Origin of the sequence: Geobacillus jurassicus NBRC 107829 (genome assembly GCF_001544315.1) — a bacterium.
Classification (GTDB): Bacteria; Bacillota; Bacilli; order Bacillales; family Anoxybacillaceae; genus Geobacillus; species Geobacillus jurassicus.
Genome location: NZ_BCQG01000003.1, coordinates 21881 through 46433, shown reverse-complemented (window position 1 = coordinate 46433; position 24553 = coordinate 21881). Strand labels below are relative to the sequence as shown.

Annotated in this window: 26 protein-coding genes and 1 pseudogene; 9 read left to right on the top strand and 18 right to left on the bottom strand. The window is 53.2% G+C overall.

Going from position 1 to position 24553, the window contains the following annotated elements; genetic code table 11:
• The first annotated feature begins 35 nt into the window (after positions 1 to 35).
• Both GJ1_RS01450 and GJ1_RS01445 read left to right on the top strand, forming a co-directional pair.
• Positions 36 to 1241 carry an MFS transporter gene (locus GJ1_RS01450; protein ID WP_066227503.1) on the top strand — a complete coding sequence of 402 codons (1206 nt, stop codon included), beginning with the start codon at positions 36 to 38 and terminating at the stop codon, positions 1239 to 1241.
• A 73-nt stretch (positions 1242 to 1314) separates the two neighbouring features.
• Complete coding sequence (locus GJ1_RS01445; protein ID WP_066227501.1) at positions 1315 to 1803, top strand: PCYCGC motif-containing (lipo)protein; 489 nt, start codon at positions 1315 to 1317, stop codon at positions 1801 to 1803.
• 177 nt (positions 1804 to 1980) lie between these two features.
• Here the strand turns inward: GJ1_RS01445 and GJ1_RS01440 are convergent, their stop codons facing one another.
• The 5 genes from GJ1_RS01440 to GJ1_RS01420 all read right to left on the bottom strand — a co-directional run bounded on the left by GJ1_RS01440 (position 1981) and on the right by GJ1_RS01420 (position 6001).
• On the bottom strand, positions 1981 to 2709 hold the full coding sequence (locus GJ1_RS01440; RefSeq protein ID WP_066227499.1) for a 3'-5' exonuclease: 729 nt from the start codon (positions 2707 to 2709) through the stop codon (positions 1981 to 1983).
• On the bottom strand, positions 2702 to 3754 hold the full coding sequence (locus tag GJ1_RS01435; RefSeq protein WP_066227491.1) for a DUF294 nucleotidyltransferase-like domain-containing protein: 1053 nt from the start codon (positions 3752 to 3754) through the stop codon (positions 2702 to 2704). Before GJ1_RS01435 ends, GJ1_RS01440 begins: the two co-directional genes overlap by 8 nt.
• A gap of 17 nt (positions 3755 to 3771) precedes the next feature.
• A complete protein-coding gene (locus GJ1_RS01430; RefSeq protein ID WP_066227488.1) occupies positions 3772 to 5073 on the bottom strand; it encodes an ammonium transporter in 1302 nt (433 codons plus the stop codon).
• A gap of 175 nt (positions 5074 to 5248) precedes the next feature.
• Positions 5249 to 5656 (bottom strand): VWA-like domain-containing protein, encoded by a 408-nt coding sequence (locus GJ1_RS01425; RefSeq protein ID WP_013145581.1) that lies wholly within the window; start codon positions 5654 to 5656, stop codon positions 5249 to 5251.
• 150 nt (positions 5657 to 5806) lie between these two features.
• Positions 5807 to 6001, bottom strand: a complete 195-nt coding sequence (locus GJ1_RS01420) for a YozQ family protein (RefSeq protein WP_044731190.1) — start codon at positions 5999 to 6001, stop codon at positions 5807 to 5809.
• Positions 6002 to 6149: 148 nt separating this feature from the next.
• Here GJ1_RS01420 and GJ1_RS19200 point away from each other — a divergent pair, with 148 nt between their 5' ends.
• Positions 6150 to 6278, top strand: a complete 129-nt coding sequence (locus tag GJ1_RS19200; protein ID WP_269430072.1) for a hypothetical protein — start codon at positions 6150 to 6152, stop codon at positions 6276 to 6278.
• A gap of 15 nt (positions 6279 to 6293) precedes the next feature.
• The gene (locus GJ1_RS01415) at positions 6294 to 6806 is read left to right on the top strand and encodes a YndM family protein (RefSeq protein ID WP_066227485.1); all 513 of its coding nucleotides are present in this window, start codon (positions 6294 to 6296) and stop codon (positions 6804 to 6806) included.
• A gap of 208 nt (positions 6807 to 7014) precedes the next feature.
• Here GJ1_RS01415 and GJ1_RS01410 read toward each other — a convergent pair whose 3' ends face one another.
• Positions 7015 to 8211, bottom strand: coding sequence for a toxic anion resistance protein (locus GJ1_RS01410; RefSeq protein ID WP_066227483.1), 1197 nt, complete (start codon positions 8209 to 8211; stop codon positions 7015 to 7017).
• Positions 8208 to 8852 carry a 5-bromo-4-chloroindolyl phosphate hydrolysis family protein gene (locus GJ1_RS01405; RefSeq protein ID WP_066227620.1) on the bottom strand — a complete coding sequence of 215 codons (645 nt, stop codon included), beginning with the start codon at positions 8850 to 8852 and terminating at the stop codon, positions 8208 to 8210. Before GJ1_RS01405 ends, GJ1_RS01410 begins: the two co-directional genes overlap by 4 nt.
• 161 nt (positions 8853 to 9013) lie before the next feature.
• On the opposite strand from GJ1_RS01405, the gene GJ1_RS19195 reads away from it, so the two are divergent.
• Together GJ1_RS19195 and GJ1_RS01400 are read left to right on the top strand one after the other, a co-directional pair.
• On the top strand, positions 9014 to 9142 hold the full coding sequence (locus GJ1_RS19195) for a hypothetical protein (protein ID WP_281176887.1): 129 nt from the start codon (positions 9014 to 9016) through the stop codon (positions 9140 to 9142).
• A 20-nt stretch (positions 9143 to 9162) separates the two neighbouring features.
• Complete coding sequence (locus GJ1_RS01400; protein ID WP_066227481.1) at positions 9163 to 9825, top strand: SIMPL domain-containing protein; 663 nt, start codon at positions 9163 to 9165, stop codon at positions 9823 to 9825.
• Here the strand turns inward: GJ1_RS01400 and GJ1_RS01395 are convergent.
• The 5 genes from GJ1_RS01395 to GJ1_RS01380 form a co-directional block, all read right to left on the bottom strand.
• Entirely contained in the window at positions 9815 to 10564 is a 750-nt protein-coding gene (locus tag GJ1_RS01395) for a zinc ribbon domain-containing protein (protein ID WP_066227478.1), read from the bottom strand. The genes GJ1_RS01400 and GJ1_RS01395 overlap by 11 nt on opposite strands.
• Positions 10565 to 10700: 136 nt before the next feature.
• Positions 10701 to 11969, bottom strand: coding sequence for an MDR family MFS transporter (locus GJ1_RS01390; protein WP_066227472.1), 1269 nt, complete (start codon positions 11967 to 11969; stop codon positions 10701 to 10703).
• Positions 11970 to 12111: 142 nt separating this feature from the next.
• A complete protein-coding gene (locus tag GJ1_RS01385; RefSeq protein ID WP_066227468.1) occupies positions 12112 to 12852 on the bottom strand; it encodes a CAP domain-containing protein in 741 nt (246 codons plus the stop codon).
• A gap of 118 nt (positions 12853 to 12970) precedes the next feature.
• The gene (locus tag GJ1_RS18225; RefSeq protein WP_157068341.1) at positions 12971 to 13126 is read right to left on the bottom strand and encodes a hypothetical protein; all 156 of its coding nucleotides are present in this window, start codon (positions 13124 to 13126) and stop codon (positions 12971 to 12973) included.
• A gap of 389 nt (positions 13127 to 13515) precedes the next feature.
• Complete coding sequence (locus tag GJ1_RS01380) at positions 13516 to 14949, bottom strand: NAD-dependent malic enzyme (protein WP_066227466.1); 1434 nt, start codon at positions 14947 to 14949, stop codon at positions 13516 to 13518.
• 419 nt (positions 14950 to 15368) lie between these two features.
• On the opposite strand from GJ1_RS01380, the gene GJ1_RS01375 reads away from it, so the two are divergent.
• Positions 15369 to 16262: a DMT family transporter gene (locus tag GJ1_RS01375; protein ID WP_066227463.1), complete on the top strand. Its 894-nt coding sequence runs from the start codon at positions 15369 to 15371 to the stop codon at positions 16260 to 16262.
• A gap of 155 nt (positions 16263 to 16417) precedes the next feature.
• On the opposite strand, the gene GJ1_RS01370 is transcribed toward GJ1_RS01375, so the two are convergent.
• Positions 16418 to 16969: a DJ-1/PfpI family protein gene (locus GJ1_RS01370; RefSeq protein WP_066227462.1), complete on the bottom strand. Its 552-nt coding sequence runs from the start codon at positions 16967 to 16969 to the stop codon at positions 16418 to 16420.
• Between the two features lie 157 nt (positions 16970 to 17126).
• Between GJ1_RS01370 and GJ1_RS01365 the strand changes: the two genes are divergently transcribed.
• Both GJ1_RS01365 and GJ1_RS01360 read left to right on the top strand, forming a co-directional pair.
• Positions 17127 to 17855, top strand: coding sequence for an NAD-dependent deacylase (locus GJ1_RS01365; RefSeq protein WP_066227460.1), 729 nt, complete (start codon positions 17127 to 17129; stop codon positions 17853 to 17855).
• Positions 17852 to 18724: a fructosamine kinase family protein gene (locus GJ1_RS01360; protein ID WP_066227458.1), complete on the top strand. Its 873-nt coding sequence runs from the start codon at positions 17852 to 17854 to the stop codon at positions 18722 to 18724. Before GJ1_RS01365 ends, GJ1_RS01360 begins: the two co-directional genes overlap by 4 nt.
• 56 nt (positions 18725 to 18780) lie before the next feature.
• On the opposite strand, the pseudogene GJ1_RS01355 reads toward GJ1_RS01360, so the two are convergent.
• From GJ1_RS01355 to GJ1_RS01335, 5 genes and pseudogenes are all read right to left on the bottom strand, one after another.
• A pseudogene (locus tag GJ1_RS01355) lies at positions 18781 to 18915 on the bottom strand (penicillin acylase family protein); the annotation flags it as partial.
• Positions 18916 to 18919: 4 nt separating this feature from the next.
• On the bottom strand, positions 18920 to 21013 hold the full coding sequence (locus GJ1_RS01350) for a GDYXXLXY domain-containing protein (RefSeq protein ID WP_066227451.1): 2094 nt from the start codon (positions 21011 to 21013) through the stop codon (positions 18920 to 18922).
• A gap of 142 nt (positions 21014 to 21155) precedes the next feature.
• Complete coding sequence (locus tag GJ1_RS01345) at positions 21156 to 22133, bottom strand: coiled-coil domain-containing protein (protein WP_066227448.1); 978 nt, start codon at positions 22131 to 22133, stop codon at positions 21156 to 21158.
• A gap of 177 nt (positions 22134 to 22310) precedes the next feature.
• Positions 22311 to 22913, bottom strand: coding sequence for a phosphatase PAP2 family protein (locus tag GJ1_RS01340; protein ID WP_167346071.1), 603 nt, complete (start codon positions 22911 to 22913; stop codon positions 22311 to 22313).
• A gap of 90 nt (positions 22914 to 23003) precedes the next feature.
• Positions 23004 to 24485 carry a glutamate synthase subunit beta gene (locus GJ1_RS01335; protein WP_066227442.1) on the bottom strand — a complete coding sequence of 494 codons (1482 nt, stop codon included), beginning with the start codon at positions 24483 to 24485 and terminating at the stop codon, positions 23004 to 23006.
• Positions 24486 to 24553: the final 68 nt, after the last annotated feature.

The following is a 24553-nucleotide window of genomic DNA, read 5'->3' as shown; positions in this document are numbered from 1 at the left end:
CCATTTTTCCTTTTATGGGGGAAGGAGCGTGATTCATGGGCCAAGAAGCATTGTGGACAAAACACTTTGCCAGCCTTTTTATTTGCAATTTTTTCTTGTTTGCCAACTATTATTTTCTTTTGGTCACCATGCCGATTTACGCCATTCATGACTTGCACGTCGAGGAATCGCTGTCAGGGCTTGTGTCGGCTGTTTTTTTGGCGGCGGCCATTATCGTCCGTTTTGCCTCCAATCCGTTTGTCGAACGTTGCGGGAAACTATTAATGTTGAGATGGTCTCTTATTATTTTCCTTGTATCCTCGATATTGTACCTATTTTCCCATGGCCTTCTCAGCTTGCTCGCCATCCGTTTTTTGCACGGCTTAGGGTTCGGCATTGCCACGATGGTAGGCGGAGCGCTCGTCGCTGATATCGTTCCATCGACACGGCAAGGGGAAGGAATGGGTTATTTTGTTTTGTCTTCCAATCTCGCTATGGTGGCTGGGCCGTTTTTCGGCCTCTTTTCTCTTGAACGCCTTGGGGCGTTTTGGATGCTGATCATTGCGCTTGTATGCACCGTCGCTTCTTTCCTTTCTGCGCTGTCTATCCGTTCGGCGTCGCCGCAGGCGAAGCAGTCATCTTCGAAGCGGCGAATCCAGCTGTCGCTGAAGCAGATGATCGAGCCTTCCGTGCTACCGCTGGCGTTCATCGGTGCATTGTTCGCTTTGACATACGCGCCCGTGCTGTCGTTTGTGTCGGTCTACGCCAAATCACTTCATCTTGGGGAAAGCAGCAATCTCTTTTTCGTGATTTATGCTGCGGTGCTGCTTGTTTCCCGCCCGTTTACCGGAAGATGGTTTGACGCACACGGACCGAAGGCGCTTATTGTATTTTGCACATCTTCATTTGCCGTCGGGCTGTTTTTGTTAAGCATAGCGAAAACGTCAGAAATCTTTTTATTGAGTGCAGCTTTGATCGGAATGGGCTGGGGCAATTTGTTTCCGGTTTTGCAGACGATGGCGATTCAATCAGGCCCTTTGTCGCGCAGTTCTTCTTCCCTCGGCACGTTTTTATCGTTTTTTGACGTTGGCATCAGCGCCGGCTCTTTTCTCACCGGCGTGCTGATGGCCTCAATCGGATTCCGGTCGCTTTACGCCGGAGATGCATTGTTTCTGCTCGCTGTTTTTGCTCTTTATTTCGCCATGATCGAAAAACGACGAAAACACGAACACCGCCACGCCCAACAACAGCAACGCACCTGACCATACGACGGTTGCCGCCTGCCGCGAAGTATGGTACATTCAAAATGCAGACTGTACGGAAAGGAAGAAGAGGATGAAACAACTGACATGGATCGCCACATGCATGTTGTCGCTCAGCGTTCTGCTGTCAAGCTGCACCGATGACGGCGTCCAGGAACAAAGCCACTCGCAGATGACGAAAACCGCCACCGGCGATATTCGTGAAACGACAAAATCGGTCGAGCATTTGCCAAGCTTTTTGAGCGCGTTTGAAGAAGAGATGGCTGTCTTGTACCAACAGGCTGCCGAACATCGCGAGCTGCTTGAGAATATCCCGTGCTATTGCGGCTGCGGGCAATCGGCCGGCCACAAAAACAATTACGATTGCTTTGTCTATGAAAATAAACAAGACGGCTCGGTCGTCTGGGATGACCATGCGACCAAATGCGGCGTCTGCCTCGAGATCGCCGCTGAATCGATCGCCGCTTACGATCAAGGGAAATCGATTAAAGACATTCGGCGCATGATCGATGAAAAATATAAAGAAGGCTATGCCGAACCGACGCCGACGAAGCCGCTCTAATACCAATGAAAAAAGCGCCAAATCCGGCGCTTTTTTCATTGCAGCCAGCCCCCTTTTGCCTGCACCCCCCTTTTGTCCCGCCGAGCGCCCACTGCTTTTTGGTCAAGAGAAATAGGCTGTTGGAACTTGATTTCCCCTGCCAAAGAAAATCGACAAAGGCTTCTGGCGCGGGCAACATCAACACCGGCTGAGCGCGGCGTACAGATCATGCAGCGTGTCGATGCCGCGCCGGCGGAATTCATCAAGCAAGATCGCCCACAGCTTCGCCATCGCTTCGACGTCGCCATCTGCCGTATGGCGGCGAGGGCAACGGATGCCGTAACAAGCTAACGCATCGTCAAACGTCGGGCACGAATGGCCGATCAGCGTCATCATCGGCTGCAAGTCAAGAAAACGCCCGCTCCATTTTTGCCGGTAATGGCGCCAAAGAAAGTGGCGCAAAAACGCCAAGTCATGACCGATATGATAGCCGATCAAGACGCCGACGGCGATAAACGGCACAAACGTGCGCAACGCCTCGGCAAGCGGCGGAGCGAGCGCTACATCCTTCGCCTCGATGCCGGTCAAGGCGGAAATATGCTCCGGAATCGGCTTTTCCGGCTTAACGAACGTCATGTACGAATCCGTCACAACTCCCCCGACCGTTTTCGCCGCCGCCATAGCCAAAATTTCATCGCCTTGCTCTGGAGAAAAGCCCGTCGTCTCGAGATCAATGATGACAAACGGAATGTCAGTCAGACGGTCATGCCAATCGATAACCTGCTGTTTGTCTTTTTGCAGCGAACGAAGCCATGTTTCCTGTTGCAGTGAATGGTCGTGGCCAAATAAGGCAGATGACGCCTCGCGCGGAACGCCGAGCGACAACAAGCGGAGCGCCCGCTGCCAAAAACGATGCCGCTCATGCATGAATGTTAGCCACCCGCCGCGCGACAAAGCGCTGCAGCCGTTTCGCGGTGCGCATCGCCTGCTTCAACTGCTTTTGTTCCGCCCGCTCAAGCGTCCGCCATAACACATATTCACGCCCATCCCCCGCCTCGGTGCTGTACTTAAGGCGAATGGAATAGTAAACAGAAAGCGCCTCTTGAACGGCGGCGGAAAACGGAGCCGTCAATACGCCATCCGCTTCAAGCGCCCGCCGCCGCTCTGCTGTGTCCGCCGCCGGGACGCGCGCAAAACAGGCCAACCATTTTAAGGCGTTGGTGAGCTGCACGTAGCCGCTTTGTTTCATATGAATGGCTCCGCTGTATGGCCCCCATCGCTCCGTTTGCACATTGCCCACCCAACCGAGCGGCACCCTAGGAAATTGGACGTGTTCGCCCATGCGCACCAACAGCGGCGGCCGTTCGGCCACCGCCGCAAACAACATTCTCCTGCCCACCTCAGCCAATTCCGCCTCGCCATAAAGCGGCCGCATATCCATCGCGATCAACAAAAAGCGAATGTCGTTCGGCCACCCGTTGTCTAAATAGGAAGAAAGCTGTTGCTCCCAGTTGCGGACCGACTGAGCCCACCGCTTGTTCGTCGCCATCACATAGCCGGGACAGTATGGATAGCCAGCTTCATGCAACATGTCCACCCCAACCGCCGCCATATGGCGGATGAATTCATAACAGGCCGCCTCTTCTTCCTCAGGACAGTCGAATAAAATGCCATGGTCTTGATCTGTCCAGATCGTCGGCTCGCGCCGGCCGATGCTTCCCATCACGTACCAGCACCACGCCGGAGGACGAATGCCGACCGATCGTTTCATCGTCTCCCGCTCCGCAAGGAAAAACGCGCGGCGAAGCATGGCTTCATGCACGCAAACTACGTCGTCCGCAAGCTGCTCCATTTGTTCAAGCGCCAAACAGCGCCGCAGTTCGCGCGCCAGTTCGTCATGACAAAAACGAAGATCGGCGGCCGACTCGGCTGCACTTAGCCGTTCGGCCACCTTTGCCGCCAACGATTCCATCTCCTTTGCCCCCTTGGCTATTGCTGGGCGGCTGTCTTCGGCTGATACGCGGGATCGAGCTGCTCCGGATAGCCGTAAGAGCCGTGCTCGCTAATATCAAGACCCGAAATTTCTTGTTCCGCCGTCACACGCAGCCCAATCGTTTTCTTCATGGCATATAAGATGATAAACGAAACGGCAGCGACATACACCGCAGCGCCGAGCACCCCGACCGTTTGCACAATCAGCTGGTCAAAGCCGCCGCCGTAGAACAGCCCGGCTTTGCCGATGCCCGTGATCTCAACTAATCGCGGCGAAGCGAAAAACCCGGTTGAAATCGTGCCGATGATGCCGGCAATCCCATGGACGGAAAAGGCGTAAATCGGATCGTCAATCCCTTTGCGTTCGAGATAGATGGACGTCCAGAACGTAAATGACCCGGCCACTGCGCCGATCACAACCGCCGCCCACGGTTCGACGAAAGCGCACGCCGCGGTAATGGCAACCAAAGCCGCGAGCACACCGTTCACCATCGCCGGAATGTCCGCTTTGCCGACCAAAATTTTCGCCGTCACAATCGCAGCGATCGCCCCTGCCGCGGCGGCCAAATTCGTCGTCAGCGCGACATAGCCAAAAAACCCGTCGCCAACCGCCATCGTGCTGCCAGCGTTAAAACCGAACCAGCCGATCCATAAAATCAATCCGCCAATGACCGTATATACTTGGTTATGCCCAGGAATGACGTTTGGCGTCTTGTCTTTGTTGAACTTGCCGATGCGCGGCCCAAGCAAAATCGTAGCCACAAGCGCCGCAATCGCACCTTGCAAATGAACGACGGTCGAACCGGCGAAATCTTGCATTCCCATTTGCCCGAGCCAGCCGCCGCCCCACACCCAATGGCCGATCACCGGGTAAATGGCGATCGTAAAAATCGTTCCGAAAAGAAAGTAGACAGACAGTTTCGCCCGCTCGGCGAAGCCGCCCCAAGCAATGGCCAACGACACGCCGGCAAAGCCGAGCTGGAATAAAAATTTGAGGGTCAGCGGTACATTCGCCCACGACAATGAGTCAAACGTCCCTTTTCCTTCTTTTAAAAACCATCCTTCTGTCCCGATGAAGCTGTTTCCTGCCCCAAACGTAATGGCAAAGCCGAACGCCCAAAACGCCAATGAGGCGATGGCAAAGCTTAAAATTTGTTTCCCCGCCACATGCCCGGAGTTTTTCATGCGCGTTGATCCGGCCTCAAGCAAAGCAAATCCTGCTTGCATGCCGATGACAAGCACCGCGCTGAGCATCACCCAGAGAGCATCGAGCCCAAGCGTCAACGTTTTTTCATCCATTTACGTCTCCCCCTCTTTGTCATTTATTATCTCTTTTATATGTCATAATATATAACATAAAATCACCGAGAGCAACGTCTATTTTCTATTGTAAACGGTTACTAAAGAAAAAACTTTGTTAAATTTCCTTACAAAAGGAGAATGCCCCTCATCACGAAGGGCATTCCTCACGGTGTTACGCAACGCGAATAGGCTTGCCAAACGGCACGCGCGGCATATAATCGTCCGGCACAAGCCAAAACACTTCATAGTCGACTTGCAGCTCTTCGTAAAAATAGCCGGTTACATCGGTGATGTAAAACAACGTATCGATTTTTTGCGCAGCGGCCCATTCCAGCACTTCGGTGTACGACGATTTCCCATGCTTGAAATATTGAATCGTCGCCACGCCAACCGGAGATACATCGCGAATTTTAAAATCCGCTTGGACGAGCAGCGTGTCCGGGCGCAGTTTTTCAAACAGCTTCACGATGTTTTGAATGAGCATTGGCCGCTCCGGACGGTTTGATGTGTCGATCGCCAGCGCGATTGAATGATCTTTCCGCTCTTTGAGCAACGCCAATAAAGCCCGCTGCCATCTCACGATGATCATCCCCCTTGTATCGGTGAATCGCCGTGCGCACTACTAGTATAGACGACGATGGCGGAAAGTACGAACTGTTTTTCTTTCCTTTTTCCCCTCCCGTTTCACAAACATAAACAAAAACGCCAAGGAACAGCTCCTTGACGTTTCTTACTCCGACGGAGAAAGGGGAATGCCTGAGCCATTTTCATGATCGACTGCTGCCTCGATCGTTCCTTCTGCGTATACATCGCTCACTTGTTCGTGCGTCTCGGAGAGCGCCGCACCGAGAAACGAATCCGACTCGTAATCCGACGGATCGTATTGCCGGCCGGTGATCTCAAGCGGCTGTTTCTTTTCTGTCATCCATCATTCCTCCTTGTGTATGCCGTTTGATGATTAGTGTGGAACAAGAGCGAAAAATCAAAAGAGGAAGTTTATGGGTGACGCATGCATACATAGGGGCAAACGCGGCAAACTAACGATAAACAATGGAAAGAGAGGATGATGGCCAATGAGACAGCCAAAGCAAAACGACAGCGTGGAACAGCAACGAAAAAAACAACAGCCGGACAAAGATATGGAAAAACAGACAGGATACGGCGATAAAAAATTGGAAGGCCCAAACTATCCAGCAGAATAAAGGCGGCGATGCCCAATGAGACATTTGCTTGCGTTAGTACTGAAATATTTGCTGACTGCTACGGTGATGTTTGCCATTTTGCCGCTGTTTTTGCGTATTTCGTCTGCGGAAATACTATGGTTCAGCCTTTGGCTGACGCTCGTCGCCTATGCGCTCGGCGACTTGTACGTTCTGCCTCGCCTTGGCAACGTCTCAGCGACGATCGCCGATTTTGGGCTTGTGTTTGTAGCGGTATGGATCGGCATCGGCGCGTTTTATGACATCGCCGGCGCCGCCATGTTAAACGCAGCGTTTTTCTCCGCCCTGCTTGCGGCGTTGGGGGAATCGCTGCTTCACGCTTATGTGCTGCGATTTGTCATCGTCCAGCACGGCGAGGAAGGCGTCCCGCTCATCGGCCGCCAATGGCAAACGGAGGCGGCGGAAGAGTTTGACGTCCGCGCCGCCCGTCCGGATGACAAAGATCGTGAACCAGCGGAACAAGAAAATGGTCGGTACGGTCAAGAGCCTCCTCATCCCCCTATTCTATAAAGAAAATGGCGGCTGCACAGCCGGGATGCCGGCCGCTTCAGTTGACAGTCCGCCCTCCTCCCGTTCAAAACCAAACGGATGGCAAGTGAAAAAAACGGGTGTCTTCTCGTTCACAAGACACCTGTTCTTCGCTTTCTTTCACAACTATATGGACAGATCCATCGACCGCTTGGCCGTAAGCCGAAACGGGACGATCTCTTGTCCATCCTTATGGTTCCGACCGCTTCAGCGCGAGCAGCGTCTGTTTCAGTTCCGCTTCCATCGCCGCCAGCTCACGTTCGGCCTGCTGCCGTTTCATGCGGCCTTCCGCTTGGATTTTCAACGTTTCTTCAAGCGTAGCGATCAAATTTTCTTGCGTTCGCTTCAACGTTTCAATATCGATCAAACCGCGCTCGTTCTCCTTGGCGATTTCAATGCTGTTTGTTTTTAACATTTCCGAATTGCGTAATAGCAGCTCATTCGTCGTCTCGGCGACCTGCTTTTGCGCCGCAGCCGCCTTTTGTTGGCGAAACAGCGTCAAAGCGATCACGACTTGGTTTTTCCAAAGCGGAATCGCATGCAAAATCGACGATTGAATGCGCTCGACAAGCGTTTCGTTCATATGCTGAATCATGCGGATTTGCGGCGCCGTTTGAATCGTCACTTGCCGGCTGAGCTTTAGGTCATGCACCCGCTTCTCAAGCCGCTCGGCAAACTGCCGCAAATCTTGCACTTCCTGCCAAGCCATTTGGTCGCCGGAGCGCTCGGCGGCCGCCTGTTTTTCCGGAATGATTTTCGTTCGCAGCTCTTCAAGTTTGTATTCTGCCGCCGCAATATAAATATTGAGCGCTTCAAAATAGTTTTTGTTTTTTTCATAAAGCGTCTCGAGCATCATAATGTCGCGAAGCAGCAAATGCCGGTGCTTCTCCAATCGGTCGGCGATTTTATCAATTTCAACGCCGATTTTTTGGTATTTCGCCGCCATCTCCTGCAGCGGCTTGGCTACCGCGCCGAACAGGCGGGACAGCCACCCTTTTTTCGCCGGCATCAAGTCATCGGGATTGACTTCTTTGATTTTGGTCATCAGTTCACTGATCACTTCGCCGACCGGACCGGCGTCTTTCGTTTGCACATGATGCAAAATCGCATGGGAAAACTTCGACAGCTCGGTTTGCGCCGCCACACCGTATTGCAAGACGGCCTGATGGTTGGCCGGGTCGATTTGTTTGGCAAGCGCAAGCGCTTTTTCCCGATGCTCAGGCTTCAACGCATCAAGTGCGCTCGCCGGCGTTTCGTCCTCCTTTCGCCGCGGTTCGGCCGGCGACGAAAACGGTTGGGCGAGCAGCTCATCGAGCGTGCTTGTCCGTTCCAGCTCTTGCAGCCAATCCGCCGAGTCTTTCTCGTAATTCCGTCCGTCCATCGTCATTCTCCTTTCTTTGACAGCGGAAGGCGAAGCCCGTCCGCTTGTTGAAGCGACTGTCTCAGCAGTTTCGCTTCCGTTTGCAGCGACCAGACGTCATTCGATAACACTTCGAGCAGCTGCCGTTCAGCCGCTGAAGTCAGTTCGCCAAGCACCTTTTCCGTCTCTCGCAGCGCTTTTGCCATGTCAGCGCTTTGCACCGGCTGTTGCGACAAATAAGCGTATTTTTCCACCATCTCGACCGCCGTCGGCCATTCGTTTAAAAGAAACGGCTGAGCCAAACGAAGCCGATGCGGCTGTTGCTCGATCGCTCGAATCATCCGGTCAACCACCGTGCTCAGCCGGGATATGGCCTGCCACATCGCCACCGAGCGAAGCCGATAGCGAGCTCGGCGCAGCCGCTTCCATAACGCGCGCGCTTCGCCGAGCTGGCTGCGAACGTATGCGAGCTCCTCAGCCGACGCATCAGCCGGCAGGCGATGGTGCCGTCTTTTCATGATGGCGGACACTCCCCACATCGCCCCCATTCCGGATAAGATCGACGGCCAAAAGCGAAAATCGGCAGCGATGAATACAACGATTGCCACGATGACCCCTGCGTTCCATGAGACAAACCAACGCCATATCGTACGAAGCAGCTGCTTCATCATCCATCCCTTTCTCCATCTTTTTTTCCATTATAACATGTCCACCTCATCATACGCACAAACACCTAAGGAAGTTTCATCGTCAAACGGACGATGCGCATAGGACAATGGCTGTTTCGAATAGGCTATAGTAAACGGAACCACCGAAAGGAGAAGTCGGGATGAAGGCGATCGATTGGCAGCTTGTCTCCTTTGTCGCGGTCTCGCTATTGAAAGAATATTGGTGCTATGTCAGGCTGCCGCGCGTCTACTATTGGCGGGCGGCGGACGATGAAAAAAAAGCCGCCTAATAGCGGAAGGAGGGAATGGGATGCAGCCATGGCACCGCTCCGCACCGCCTACCGCTTCCCGCGCCGCGCTGATCGTCACCGGCCAAGGAACAGTCATCGCCAAACCGGATACCGTCCTCATTGCGCTTGGCGTGCGCACCGAACATGTCCGCGTTCAAGAGGCGCTCGCCGACAATGCAAAACGCACCAATGCAGTCATAGAAGCGCTCAAGGAGCTTGGCATTCCACCGGAAGACCTCGAAACGACATCGTTTTCCATCCAGCCAAAATACGAGCATCATGACGGAACGACCACTTTATCCGGCTATGAAGTCGAGCATTGGCTGGAAGTCACCGTCCGCGACACAAAAAAAGCCGGCGCTATTTACGAGGCGGCCGTTGCCCACGGAGCGAACCTCGCCCGCGGCTTAGAGTTCCGCTTGGCAAACGAACAAGCCTATTACCAACAGGCGTTGGCATTGGCAGTGAAAAACGCCAAAGAAAAAGCGTTAGCCATCGCCCGCGCTCTCGGATTGCCGCTTTACGACACACCGATTGAACTGAAAGAACAGCCATCCGTCCGACCAGCCCCATACGGTCCAGCTGTTCTTAGTGTTTCCTCAGGGGCGCCGCCTGTGCAGACGCAAGATGTCGTCATCACCGCCGCCGTGGAAGCGGCATTTGCCTATTCGTTCATTTCGTGACATCCACTTCATGGACGCGGGCGCCGCCAAACAGCTCAACGCGGATCGTTTTCTTTTTCTCGTCTGGATGGACGACGGTCACACTGTATGCGCCCGACAAATACGGGCCGATTTTTTTGACAAATGGATCTTTCGTCGCTTCTCCTTCCGTTTTTACCCCGTTAACAACAAACGACGCCTCCGGATCATCAAGACGCACATGGAGAAAATAGAGAGTCGGCTCAAACACGTACCGGTCCTCAAACACGTGAATCGTAAACACCGGCGGGTGAGATGTCAATCCTTTAATATACACGTGGCCGTTCTTGCGCTGGCGGGCAAACTCCCGATCCAGCTGTTCATACGCCTCTGGGTGCCGTTCCACATACGCGAACAACGGCGCCAACGTTTTTGCGTTGATCGGCACTGTCTCCCCCGTCACCCGCAGCATCGCCTGCAAGGCGGCAGCATCGCGGTCTTCGATTGCATCTTTTAAACGCATAATAGCGATTTCGCGGCTGGCTGCCGTTTTCAACGCCCCGTATCCGCCCCAAAGAAGCGCACCCGCTCCCCACAGAACGACGATGGCGACAAGCAGCCAGCCGATGAGACGGTATTGCTTTTTTCTCCTCTTTTCCCGAGACAAAACGCGCGCCTGCTGCCTCTTTTCGCTGCGCGCCAACGCCGCGGCGCCGTTCTGACCGCCGCGGCTTCCCGTTTCCCCCTCAATTGCATCCGGTTCGAACACGCGCGGTTTCATGAGCGCTTCCCCTCTCCTTCTCGCTGTCTAGTTCCACTTTATGTCAGAGACAGGGAATATATGTTACACGAACAACGGTGCGCTTTTTATTATACCCGCCTGAGCGAAAAACGGATAGCCGTTTGCACTGCTCCCGTTACCGTGAAAACGAAACGTTCGATCGCTCTATTCGCCGCCCGGCTTGCCGGAACATCCATGCATACAATGCCGCACTGGCCAGCGCCAACATCCCAAGGCTAACAAATGTCCATGCATAGCCGATCCATGCCGCCGCCGCAAGCGACAGCGGCGCCAACATCCGCCCAATCGTAAAGCGGAGGCTGGCGGCGGCAAAATACTGGCCGCGCATCTCCTCCGGCGCCAGTTTCGTCACAAACGACTGCTGCAAACCGGCCGTCATCAGCTCAGCCAACGTGAACAGCGCCATAACCGCCATCAATCCAAGCAGCGAGGACGTTTGGCTAAACAGCCACATCGAAATGCCGTATAAGACGGATGAACCAACAAACGCCTGCTGCTCCGAATAGCGGGACATCCAACGCGTCACAGCCACCGTGCATAGCGCGACCAACAGACCGTTTTCGGCAATCAGCCAGCCAAAGGCACTCGTGCCGTCAACCGTCCATCCCCCCAACGTTTCGGCTCCGACTGTTTCTTTTGTATACAATGGAATTAACAAATCCAGTTGCATAAACGTTTGCGCCACCAACACCCCAGCAACAAGAAACAAGAAAAAGACACGATCACGGACAATGACCATATATTGCTCGAGCTGTGTGCGCAAAAAAGACCGCCACGTCGTCCCGCTATCCCCCCTGCCCACCTCAGCGAGCGGCGCGGTTTCGCGTAACTGTTTGGCCAGCAACATTGCCATCACAAAACACGAACATGCGGCCAAAAGCAATAAGGCAAACCGATGCTCAGCATAAAGAAGGCCGCCAACAATCGGTCCGATGACAACAGAAATATTGATGGATGTGTAAAACACGGCAAAAACATGATTCCGATCTCGTTCCGGCACGACATCCGCCACCATCGCCTGGCTCGCCGGCCAATAAAACGCCCCGCAAATGCCCGCGAACGTAAAGCAAAGAAAGCCGACAAACGGCGACGACCACCATGGGGAGCTGGCCAAAGCGAAAACGAAAAACGCCGCCCCCTGACCGTAGGCGGACAATACCATCATCCGCTTGCGTCCGAACATATCGGCGCAATAGCCGCCCATCAAGTTGGCAATGACAGAAAACAATTGTGAAGCGATCATCAGCAGCCCCGCTGTCTCTGTGCCAAAGGCATCGGCAAAATAAATCGACATAAAGGGAAAAAACATCCAGAAGGTCGTATTCATGAGCGCCTCGCCAAACAGGCGCACTTTTAGGTTGCGGTCCCAATCACGTATTCGCATCCGCTGTCCTCCTAATCTTTCGTCTTTCGAATTTCTTTGGAAATTATATCATATTTTTATAGAGGATCGGAGAAATATTTTTCAAATAAAAAAACCTGCCCATCTTGCTGATGGACAGGACGACTTACGTCTATTTTGCCTCTTACTTGCGAATAAATTGCTGCGTCCAAATATAGCCATTTTCTTCAAAACCAACGCCGATGTGCGTAAAGTTTTTGTTCAAAATATTCGCGCGATGGCCTTCGCTGTTCATCCACGCATTGACGACTTCTTGCGGTGTGCGTTGGCCTTTGGCGATATTTTCCCCAGCCGCTGTGTACGAAATGCCGAATTTTTTCATCATCTCAAATGGAGAACCATATGTCGGGCTGTTGTGCGAGAAGTAGTTGTTTACCGCCATGTCGCGCGATTTTTCACGGGCGACTTTGCTGAGGGCCAAGTCAACTTGAAGCGGCGGCAAGCCGTATTTCGCCCGTTCTTTGTTCGTCAGCTCAACGACTTGTTGCTCATAGGCGTTTAAGCCAGTTGCTTTTTGCGACGCTGCTGTTGGTGCCGTCGCTGGCGTTTTCGCCGGTGCTTGCGCATTGGCGGTTGGTTTTGCCGCTGGCTGTTTTACCGTTGCCGGGGCTTGCGGTTTCGCTACCGCCGGTTGTTTTGCCGCTGGTTGCTGCACTGCCGGTTTTGCCGATTGGAACGAAACAAACGGGAAGTATTGTTTCAACCATTTCTCGAAATCTTGAATGTTTGTGCTTACATATTTTACTTGATACGCGTTCGCTGTCGGGCACGTCGTCCCTGCTGCTTCCGTTTTCGTTGTCGCGGCAAATGAAACGCCGACGAGCGCGACCGAAGCGGCGATCGTTGCTAACGTTTTTTTCTTCATCGGAATTCCTCCTTGTATCCTCTATTTGAAAGTTTCAGAGATATTGCGTCCGTCAGTCATGCCTACACGATGAGATTCGAAGAGGAACGGTTTCGTTGTTCCCTTGCCTGCGTCCCCATTATAACACGGGTTTTTTGTAATATTTTTGGGCTAAAATGGAAAAAAGCTCTGCTTGGCAACAGCCGGCAAAACATGCGCTTGTTTTCATTGCCAGATGGGCATTCATCGCTGTAGCTGCAACGATTGGAACGCCCATCCTTTCACCACGTTTCATTCCTTTTTTTCCTCTGCTATTCTTGCCATCTATATTTTTCTTGCTAAAAGAGGGTTGACAACCATTGATTCGGACTATTTCGTTTAACAATTGTTACAGCTATGTTACAAAACAGCAAGGACAATCAAAAATCTGTTATAAAAAAAGCTGGCGGCTTTAAGCCCCAGCTTCTATCATGATCCATTATTGTTGATGTCCACCGATCAATGACGGAATTCGTTCTTTATACTTCTCGACGTTCGTTTATTTTTCGAAAGTATTGTTCGATCATAGTCAAAACTCCCGAACCGTTGCTTTTCCATCTCCTTCGCGCGAAGCGGCGATATGCAGAAACGGCCTTCCCCAACTTGGAGAAAGCCGTCCATCAGCCAAACCGTATGGACGTGTGACTACCCTGTATACCCACCGACCGGGATGTTGTCTTTGCGGGCGACGCCGGTGCGGTAGGCCGCCTCGATGACCGCTTGTCTGACGCGTTCGACGACTTTGCTGTTGAAGACGCTTGGGATGATGTACGTTTCGTTCAATTCATCCTCCGTCACGACAGAGGCGATCGCCTTCGCGGCGGCGAGCTTCATTTCCTCGTTAATTTCTCTCGCACGGCAGTCAAGCGCCCCACGGAAAATGCCCGGGAAGCAAAGGACGTTGTTGATTTGGTTCGGATAATCAGAACGCCCGGTCGCCATGACGCGCACGTACGGCTCGGCCAGCTCCGGATCAATTTCCGGAATCGGGTTGGCCATCGCAAACACGATCGGGTCGCGCGCCATTTTTTTCACGTCCTCAACTTTTAAAATGCCCGGAGCCGAAACGCCGATGAACACATCTGCGCCGGCGATGACGTCCGACAAGCTTCCTTTCAGATTATCCGGGTTCGTGAGTTGCGCATACTCTTGCCAGTACGGATTTTCGTACGTTTCATCGCGGTGGATGGCGCCATGGCGATCGACCCCGATGATGTTGCGCACGCCGGCCGCGAGCAAAATTTTCGTGCAAGCGATGCCGGCCGCGCCAATGCCGGTTAAGACGACTTTAATGTCCTCGAGCTTTTTGTCAACGATTTTCAACGCGTTGAGCAACCCCGCAAGCAATACAACGGCAGTGCCGTGCTGGTCATCATGAAAGACCGGTATGTCAAGCTCTTCTTTCAGCCGTTTTTCAATTTCAAAGCAGCGCGGAGCGGAAATGTCTTCGAGGTTAATGCCGCCGAACGCTGGGGCAATCGCTTTCACAATTTGAATGATCTCTTCCGTATTTTTCGTGTTCAAGCAAATCGGGAACGCATCCACTCCGGCAAATTCCTTAAACAGCATCGCTTTTCCTTCCATGACAGGCATCGCTGCATACGGGCCGATGTCGCCGAGGCCGAGCACCGCCGTGCCGTCCGATACGACCGCCACTGTATTCCGCTTAATCGTCAGCGAATACGCCTTGCGCGGATCTTCGGCAATCGCCGTGCAGACGCGCGCCACGCCCGGCGTATACACCCGCGACAAGTCATCGCGCGTTTTCACTGGAATTTTCGAGTTCGTTTCAATTTTTCCCCCAATGTGCATCAAAAACGTGCGGTCAGAAACGTTGATGATTTTGACGCCTTGAATTTTTTTCAGCGCCTCAATGATCAAATCGCATTGCTTCGTATCGAGCGCGCTGACGGTGATGTCGCGCACCGTATGCACTTTGCTTGACGAAATGACGTCAATCCCAACAATATCTCCGCCCGCTTTGCCAATGGCTGTGGCGATATCGCTGAACGAGACGATATCTTTTTCAAATTGGAGACGGATCGTAATGTTCATTGCTGCCCCGCCTGGTAATGCCATAATGATCGTCCTTCCTTTTTTCTATATTTCTTAATTTTTCATGATAAATGATCCTACGGTACAAATGTTATCCGATGAGCCGGAAAAAGACAACCCTAAACACGGAATACGGCCAAATGTAGTTGGAATACACAGTAAATTTGTCATTTGTCTTTCCGCATCAACGCTAATACACGGCTTTACTATATAAATTGAAATTTTGTTTTACATCCAGCCGATCACTCGCAATGTTATAGCATAGTCGAATTGTATGGGGGTCAAAACAGAAACGAAAAATCGGAAATTCTTTATTGCAACTTATATAGCCTCATCGAAAAAGAAACGTCAAACACAAGCCAACAAAAAACTAAAGAAGGAAATGGGACGCGCAACGGCGTAAAAGTAAAAAGCAGGAAAACACAAGACGGGAGCGAAAGAAGATGAAAGAAAAACTCCTTTTAGTGTTGGCCAACTTGTTTTGGGCCGGCAATTACGTCATCGGCAAGTCGGTCATTGCGGAAACGGGCCCATTTTGGCTGACGTTGATTCGCTGGTGCGCCGCTTTTATCGTGTTGGTGCCCGTATCGTACTGGCTCGAGCGGCCGCGCTACCGGGATGTCATCAAACAATATTGGCTGCCGCTCGCTGCGTCCGGAGCGCTTGGCGTCATCGGCTACAACTTGCTTTTATACGGCGCGCTCGCCTATACGTCACCGATGAACGCAGCGATCGTCAACTCGCTCAATCCGGCGATCATCGTCGTGTTGTCATATGTATTGCTGCGCGAGCGGCTGTCAAAAACGAATATCGTCGGCTTTTTATTGTCGCTCGCCGGTGTGCTCTTTATTTTAACAGACGGGCACGTGGCGCACGTCTTCCAAAGCGATTACAACCGCGGTGATTTGATGATGCTCGCGGCTGGCGTCGTCTGGGCGCTGTATTCGATCATTGGCAAAAAGCTTCCCGTTCCGCCGATTACAGCGACAACGTGCTCCGTTTTTTTCAGCTTGCTGCTGTTATGGCCGTTCGCATTCTTTTATCCGTTTCCGGCCGATCACGTAAGCGCAGCCGGGCTCGCCGGGGTTGCCTATATTTTCCTGTTTCCGTCCGTTCTCTCTTTTTTGTTTTGGAACATCTCGGTGCAAAAAGTTGGCCCGAGCCATGCCGGCGTATATTTGAATTTGATTGCCGTGTTTACCGCCATCATCACGTTTTTGTTTGGCGGTGCGCTGTCTATCCCGCAGCTTGCCGGTGGTGCAGTCGTCTTATTCGGCGTTTATTTGGCGACGAAAATGCCGAAAGCAAAGGCGGAACAAGTGGATATCGCAGGATGACGACCGGGCCGTTTGGCGGGCATCATAATCAAAAATAAAACCCGCCATCACAAGCGGGAACCTTTGGCCATGAAAAAACAGCGCCGCCCGCCGCGCCCAAAGCCCTGTTGCATGCAAAAGCGGTCCCCCTCAACCAAAGGGAGACCGCTTTTTGGCTATTGAAGCAACCGGAGAAACTCGCGCATAAACGCCGGCAAATCCGGCCACGCATGGGCGGAGACAAGGTTGCCGTCAACATGGACCGTGTTGTCGGACACATACGTCGCTCCGAGCGCCTCAACCCCTGGCTTGCAGGCGATATACGCCGTCAAGCTCCGGCCTTTCAGCACATCCGGCATCGTTTCAAAAATAAGTGAAGCGTGGCAAATCGCGGCAATCGGCTTATTCGCTTCAAAGAAATGGCGGACGATGCGCTGCACGTTCTCATCGAGGCGGATGTATTCCGGCGCGCGCCCGCCTGGGATGACCAATCCGTCGTATTGCGCCGGGTCAACCTCGGCAAACGATGCATGAGCGTCGATCAAATAGCCTTGCTTTTCCACATACGTATCCCAGTCGGCAAAATCATGAACGACCGTGTGCAGTTTCTTTTTCTTCGGCGCGGCAATCGTGACTTCATGTCCCTCTTCGAGCAAGCGATAATACGGATAATACACTTCAAGCGCCTCAACAGCATCGCCGGTAATGATCAACACTTTTTTGCTCATGTTTCTTACCCCCTTGTCCATTTTTTCCTCCTCTTTTATCATAATGGAAATGGACGGAAAGGAAAAGCAAAATGATTGTCGAACTTCTCATTGGATTCATCCTTTTGCTGAAACGCAAGAAGGATTGGACGCACATTAACATAAGGAGGAAAAAAGCATGACCATCGCTTCATGGCTAGCAGCTTCACGCCGGACGGTCGTGCTGACCGGCGCTGGCATGTCGACCGAAAGCGGGCTGCCCGACTTCCGCTCGCCGCGCACCGGGCTGTGGGCGCGCTTTAACCCAAGCGAGCTCGCCACAGTCGAGGCGTTGCATCATCGCCGTGAATCGTTCGTTGAGTTTTACCAATATCGCATTCGCACGTTGCAGGAGTGTCAGCCGCACGACGGGCATCGCCTATTGGCCGATTGGGAGCGGCGCGGACTCGTCCACACGATCATAACGCAAAACGTGGATGGCTTTCACCAAGAAGCCGGCAGCCGGCGCGTCATCGAACTCCACGGCTCGCTTCGCACCGTCCATTGCCAGCAATGCGGGCGGAAAGAGCCGAGCGGCATCTATTTGCGCGGCGTGCTGACCTGCGCGTGCGGCGGCCCGCTACGCCCGTCGGTCGTGCTGTTCGGCGAGCCGCTGCCGGAGAAAGCCATTGACCAAGCATGGAAAGCGGCCCGTCACGCCGACTTATTCCTTGTGCTCGGTTCTTCGTTGCAGGTGTCCCCGGCCAATCAATTGCCGATTGTCGCCAAACGGAGCGGAGCAAAACTCGTGATCATCAATTGGGAGCCGACCGAACTGGACGATCTCGCCGACGCCATCATCCACCAGCGAAAAATCGGCGAGGTGCTGAACGAGCTTAATGAGCAGTTGACGGAGGTGAACGGATGAACAAAGAAACGATATTGCAAGAGGCGCTCCGATCGATCGGCGATCATTCCCGCATCCGCCATTGGCGCCGCGTCTCAGGCGGCGATATCAATGATGCCTATCGCGTCCAAAGCGATAAGCAAACGTACTTTGTGAAAATGCAATGTTTTCCGCCAGTTGGATTTTTCGCTGCCGAGCAGATGGGCCTCGAGCTGATCCGGCAAGCGCACGCCATCCGTGTTCCGCATGCCTTCGGCTTCGGGGAAGCGGACGGCTGGGGGTGGCTTGTCTTGGAATGGGTCGAAGGAACAGAAACGGCGCAAACAGCCGAACAGCTCGGCCGCGGCCTTGCCCGCCTCCATCAATGCTGCGGGCCGGCGTTTGGGCTTGACCGCGATACATATATCGGAACGCTGCCGCAGCGAAACGGCTGGTACGGCCGTTGGATCGACTATTACCGCGACGCCCGCCTTAGGCCGCAAATCGAACGGGCGACGGAGAGAGGCCTCCTGCCCGCCAAGCGGCGCAAGAGCCTCGAATGGCTGCTCGATCATCTTGACCGCTGGCTTCCGAACGACTGCTTCCCATCACTGTTGCATGGCGATTTATGGAGCGGCAACTGGCTTCCTGGTCCTGACGGCATCCCGTATTTGATCGACCCGTCCGTTTTGTACGGCCATCATGAGTTTGAGATCGCCTTCACCGAGCTGTTTGGCGGTTTTCCATCCCGGTTTTATGAGAGCTATCGCGAGCTCATGCCGCTCTCTCCGGGGTATCATGAGCGGAAACCGCTCTACCAGCTGTTTTACTTGCTCGTGCATTTGAACTTGTTCGGTGAAACATACGGCAGAGCGGTCGACCGTGTGCTTGAACGTTATGCGGGGGAGTAGGATCTCCCCCCATCTTACTTCACCGTCAATTGTTTTGGCCGCAACATCAGTTTCCTTTTTTTGCGGATCGGAATTTCTCCGTTCGCTTTGTAGGCAATCGTCCCGTCTTTCGCCGCAAAAACAAAATTTTGCGGCGGTATGTGGAAATGTTCAAGCGCCCGTTCAAACTGCGCCCAATTTTTCGCTTTGTTCGGCTCATTTTGCGCTGATCGCCTCAAGCAGTGCATCACCGTTTTCGCTGACACGCACATAGGCAAAGCGGGCGCTCTCTCGCCATTTCTCCCCTGTCTTTTCCGGGACGAAATACGACTCAATGCCATACACCACTTGCGGGCCGTGAAACGTGCCAGTGATGATCACATCCCCCGGCTGCGGCGCGTATCCTGCTCTTTTTTCTCCATTGACCGCGTATACTCCGGCCAAACGATGCACCCCGTCCACTCCTTTTCGCAATCCAACTTGCACCCGTCCGTTGCCGTCCAATGATGGAATCGTGGAAATATCGTACCGAAGCTCAATGTAATCTCCTTGCAACAGTGAGCGTGGATCCAACGGCTCAAGCTCGAGTTTCACGACATCGCCATATCGCAACAGACGTTCCTTTTGCCACACGGTATAACCTAAGAACGAAAATTGGACGGCAACTACAGCGAGCACAAGCAGCGAAACGCGCCGGCTCCAGCGCACTCCACCGGTCCATGCAAGGCCATTTCGTTTCTCCAGCCAGACCATCCATGCGAGCAGCATGCCTCCCGCCGCCAACAAACTGACCGATTTATGAAGCAAGTTCCACGCCAGCTCATAATATTTCAACACGAGATAAAGCACGAAATACACCGAAGCGACCTTACGCTCCAGCCGCCGCCCACGAAAAAGAAAGAAGGCAAGCGCGGCAAGCATGGCGATATTCAAAGCAACGTACAGCCCATCAGCCGCAAACACATCAACGCTTGTCGCGATCCCAAGCGCGCCGAACGCCAAAACGAGCGGAGTGAGAGGCGGCGCTCCGCTCCATCGGCCGTATGCATACAGTCCACCGTTGACGAAAGCCAGCGCAAGCAGCACCATCCGTCCGTCATCCACGACCGAATCAAGCCCTATCCCCAAATATAGCGTCAGTGCCACCGTCGTCAGCCGGCGCACCCCACTGTCTGACGAGCGGACCAACCCGATAGCAAGCCCGATGGCATAGATGAACAGCGCCGCCCGAGACACCTCCCACGCCATCGTCAACCCAAGCCCGTAGCCAACAGCAAGGAGCGTATAGCGAACCGCGGCATTCCAGCGCCACCCAAGCGAGGCGGGAACAACAAACCCAAAAATGGAGATGAAAAAGAGCACATACGGCGACCATGACTCCGCCCAAAGCAAATACAAACCGAGTAGGCTCGCCGTCGCCAACGCCGATGCCGCAAGCGTGACAATGGCTTGAAACGCCGCCAAAAACCGCCTCCCGGCTTTCGTCTCCGCTGAAAACAGCCCAGTCCGCCGCAATAGCACAATTCCACCGTATAGCACTGCAACGGCTGCCATAAGCCCAATAAGAAGCAGCCATGTCTCGAAATGCTCGGCAAGCAGACGGACATACTGAATCAATAAAAACAGCCCGGCAAACAAACTCGTCAACAACACATACGACCGCTGTTTGGCAATGACAAGAAAATAATAAAGCTGCCCGGCAAGCAGCACCGCATAAACGTACGGCCACCAGACGTCGCGCCCATACGAAAACCCCGTCACCCCAACCGCGAGCAGCCAGCCATGCATGGCTATATAAGCGAGGTGGGCGACCAACGGCGTGCGGCCGGCGAAAAACAGCACACCGTTTACTGCCGCAAACAATAAAAGCAACCCAAACGACGACCATTCCGTCCACTCAATCCGATAAGCGGATGGAAAATAATAAAACCAGCACGCAAGTTGCAACAAACCAAGCGCGATAACCGACAGCGGCAGTTCTTTTGTCAGCCGCGCCAGCACGGCAGTCGGCACAAGCCAGACAAGAAATAGCCAATAACTGTCAGCATGTGAATTGTAAATTTGTCCAAGCAACGCCAACGCGATGCCAAATGACAAGACCCCGCCGACCAACATCCAGCGTCCTAAAAAACGATGGCGGCCCGTCAGCGCGGCGCTTGCGACGTAAAACCCCGCCATCATGCCGATGCTGATCCCGACTTTCGCCTCTCGCCCCATCTCAGGCCAGTTGGCAGCAAAAAAATAAACAATACCGGCAATGATGCACAAAAACGCCAACGCATACCCCGTTTTCACGATACGGGCCGCCATATCGCTTCCCCCTTGTGACTTTATCTTTTCTAACATATGCTGAAAAGCTGTCTAGAAGGCCAGCGACAACACGGCGTATTCAATCGTGTTTTCCTAGTTGCCCCGGCCTTCTAGACTTTCTTCTTTGTTGCGGTGAAGAACCTTATGGTTGGAGATAATTTTTTAAGTGGAAAATTTCCATATCATGCTCTGCGACTTTTTTCATCAAATAATCGATGGATGTCTGTTTGGAAGAGAATTCGCGCGAAGCCATATCAAGAGCAGCCTGATGCTTATGGAGCATGTTTTCGATGTGGCGGAAGTGGCTCCGCATTTCTGTAGCAAGGTAGTCCACTTTTTCTTCAAGCCGTTGCTGTCCTTCTTTCAATGTTTGAACATCATCCTTGACCGCGTCCATATCGGTTTTCAATGTTTGAACGTCGCCTTTCACTTCATCCATGTCGGCTTTCAATGTTTGAACGTCGCCTTTCACTTCATCCATGTCGGCTTTCAATGTTTGAACGTCGCCTTTCACTGCTTCCATATCCACTTTTAAGGTACGCACATCATCCTCAACCCGATGAAGCCGTTGCTCCAAGCGGACTTGTCCCTTCTGCAGCAGCTGCACTTCATCTTCGAGGCGCGCCTGTCCTTCCTTGAGCGCTTGCACTTCTCCTTCGAGGCGCGCTTGCCCTTCCTTGAGCGCTTGCACTTCTCCTTCGAGGCGCGCCTGTCCTTCCTTGAGCGCTTGCACTTCTCCTTCGAGGCGCGCTTGCCCTTCCTTGAGCGCTTGCACTTCTCCTTCCAGGCGCGCCTGTCCTTCCTTGAGCGCTTGCACTTCTCCTTCGAGGCGCGCCTGTCCTTCCTTGAGCGCTTGCACTTCTCCTTCGAGGCGCGCTTGCCCTTCCTTGAGCGCTTGCACTTCTCCTTCCAGGCGCGCCTGTCCTTCCTTGAGCGCTTGCACTTCTCCTTCGAGGCGCGCTTGCCCTTCCTTGAGCGCTTGCACTTCTCCTTCCAGGCGCGCCTGTCCTTCCTGAAGCGCTCGGACATTTCCTTCGATTCGATCGAGCCGGACATGGACGGGATGCAGCTTTTGGTCAAGCAGTTCGGCCATCATTTGCACTAGTTCGGCTTGTCCCATCGTTTCACCTCCTTTCTCCCATTGTATCACTATCCCGATAAACACGATAGTATAGAAAAAGAGATTTTCTCCTTCCTTTCGACAGCGTCAAGGCCCAGCATAAAGCCGCAAATCCACTTCACAACCGACAAAAATGGGACAAAAATCGTTTTTTGTTATTCTCTAACTATAATCGTACTATAAACGCTCGCGCCGCTCGACGAGCGTGCGGTAAAGGGCAAGGCAGGCCGATACGTAGGCACCCCCAAGCAAAAACCCGCCGAGCACATCAGACGGATAATGCACTTGCAGACTTAACCGGCTTAAGCCGGTCAACAGTGCAAGCGCTCCAAAAACGCCGTAAATCGCGGCCCGCTCGCCGCGCTTCGTGCGCGTTTGCGCCAAAAAGTACGCCAAAAGCAACAAGTAAATCGTCCCAATCATCGCATGGCCGCTTGGAAAACTGAACCCGCCGATTTCAGCATGAGGCGGTCGAGCCCGTCCAATGATATGTTTTAGCCACTCATTGATGCCATATCCCCCGCCAACAGCCACTGCTACTAACACCATCCCATACACATCGCGCCGAAAAAACCATAAACAGATGACCAACATCACGCTAACCGCGCCGATTGTTTTCCCATTGCCCAAGAAGGTGAACGGATCAAACCATTGCCATGAATCAAACAACCGCAGCCCACCTTGATCGATGGCCTTTGTCAACCCATTGGCCATCGCCGCCCAAACAAGCAAAAAAAGGGCAAAGCCTATGACCGACGTGATCCATAATCGTCGATTCATGTTGAGCACCACTCTCCTCCTTATATTCCTTTTCCAGCAAAACAAAAAATCCTCCTTAAAAAGCGCCGCTTTTTAAGGAGGAAACAACCATTACGGCAACTTTGTCTCTCCCATCAGGAACCGGTCGACTTCACGGGCCGCCCCCCGGCCTTCATGGATGGCCCAGACGATCAAGCTTTGGCCGCGGCGGGCGTCGCCGGCCGCAAACACGCCCTCGATGTTTGTTGTATATTTGCCGTAAGGAGCTTTCACTTTGTGGTTGGTCGTTTCAACGCCAAACTGCTTCAACAACGGCTGCTCTGGCCCTTCAAACCCGATGGCGATAAACACCAAATCGCACGGCCATACTTGTTCCGTCCCCGGAATTTCTTTAAAGATCGCTTTACCGTTTTCATCGATGATTTTTTCCATTTGAATCGTATGCAGTTCTTTCACGCGGCCGTGCTCATCGCCAACGATTTTCTTTGTTTGAATGCAATATTGACGCGGGTCGGCGCCGAATTTCGCTTTTGCTTCTTCATACGCGTAGTCAAGCGTAAAGACGAGCGGATATTGCGGCCACGGATTATCGTCCGGGCGCTTGTCCGGCAAAGCAGGGTGTTTGCCGAACTGGACGACGCTTTTACAGCCTTGGCGCAGCGCGGTCGCCACGCAGTCGGCCCCCGTGTCGCCTCCGCCGATCACGATGACACGTTTTCCTTTGGCATCGATAAACTGACCGTCGGCAAAATTCGAATCCAATAAACTTTTCGTCACGCCGGTCAAATAATCCATCGCAAAATGGACACCCTCAAGCTCCCGGCCTTCAATGGCCAAATCGCGCTGCTTTTGCGCACCGATGCACAAGACGACGGCGTCGTACTGAGCACGCAGTTCGTCAGCCGTAATATCTTTGCCGACTTCGGTGTTCGTAATAAACGTGATGCCTTCCTCTTCGAGCAGACGCACCCGCCGTTTTACAATCTCCTTTTCCAGCTTCATGTTCGGAATGCCGTACATCAACAAGCCGCCGATTCGGTCAGCCCGCTCATACACTGTCACCGAATGGCCGGCTTGGTTGAGTTGGTCAGCGCAGGCCAGCCCGGCCGGGCCGGAGCCGACGATGGCCACCTTTTTCCCCGTGCGCGTCTTCGGAATACGCGGTTTCACCCATCCCTCGGCAAACCCTTTATCAATAATGGCCCGTTCGATTCCTTTAATCGCAACCGCTGGGTCGGAAATGGCCACCGTGCACGATCCTTCGCACGGCGCCGGACAGACGCGGCCGGTGAATTCTGGGAAGTTGTTGGTCTTTAAAAGTCGGTCAAGCGCTTCTTTCCAGCGGCCTCGGTACACCAAATCGTTCCATTCTGGGATCAAGTTGTGCACCGGACACCCCGAAGTAAGGCCGTTTAGCTCCAATCCCATATGACAAAACGGCGTGCCACAGTCCATACAGCGGGCGCCTTGGCGGGCCAGCACCTCTTCCGAAAACGGCTGTGTATATTCTTTCCAATCATCAAGACGGGAAAGCGGGTCGCGCTTTTTTTCTTCCTCGCGTGCATATTCCATAAACCCTGTTGCTTTTCCCACGATGGTTCCCCTCCTTACTTTCCGTACACGTCCTCTCTTCTCCCCGATGCGGCCTTCCCGCCTGTTAG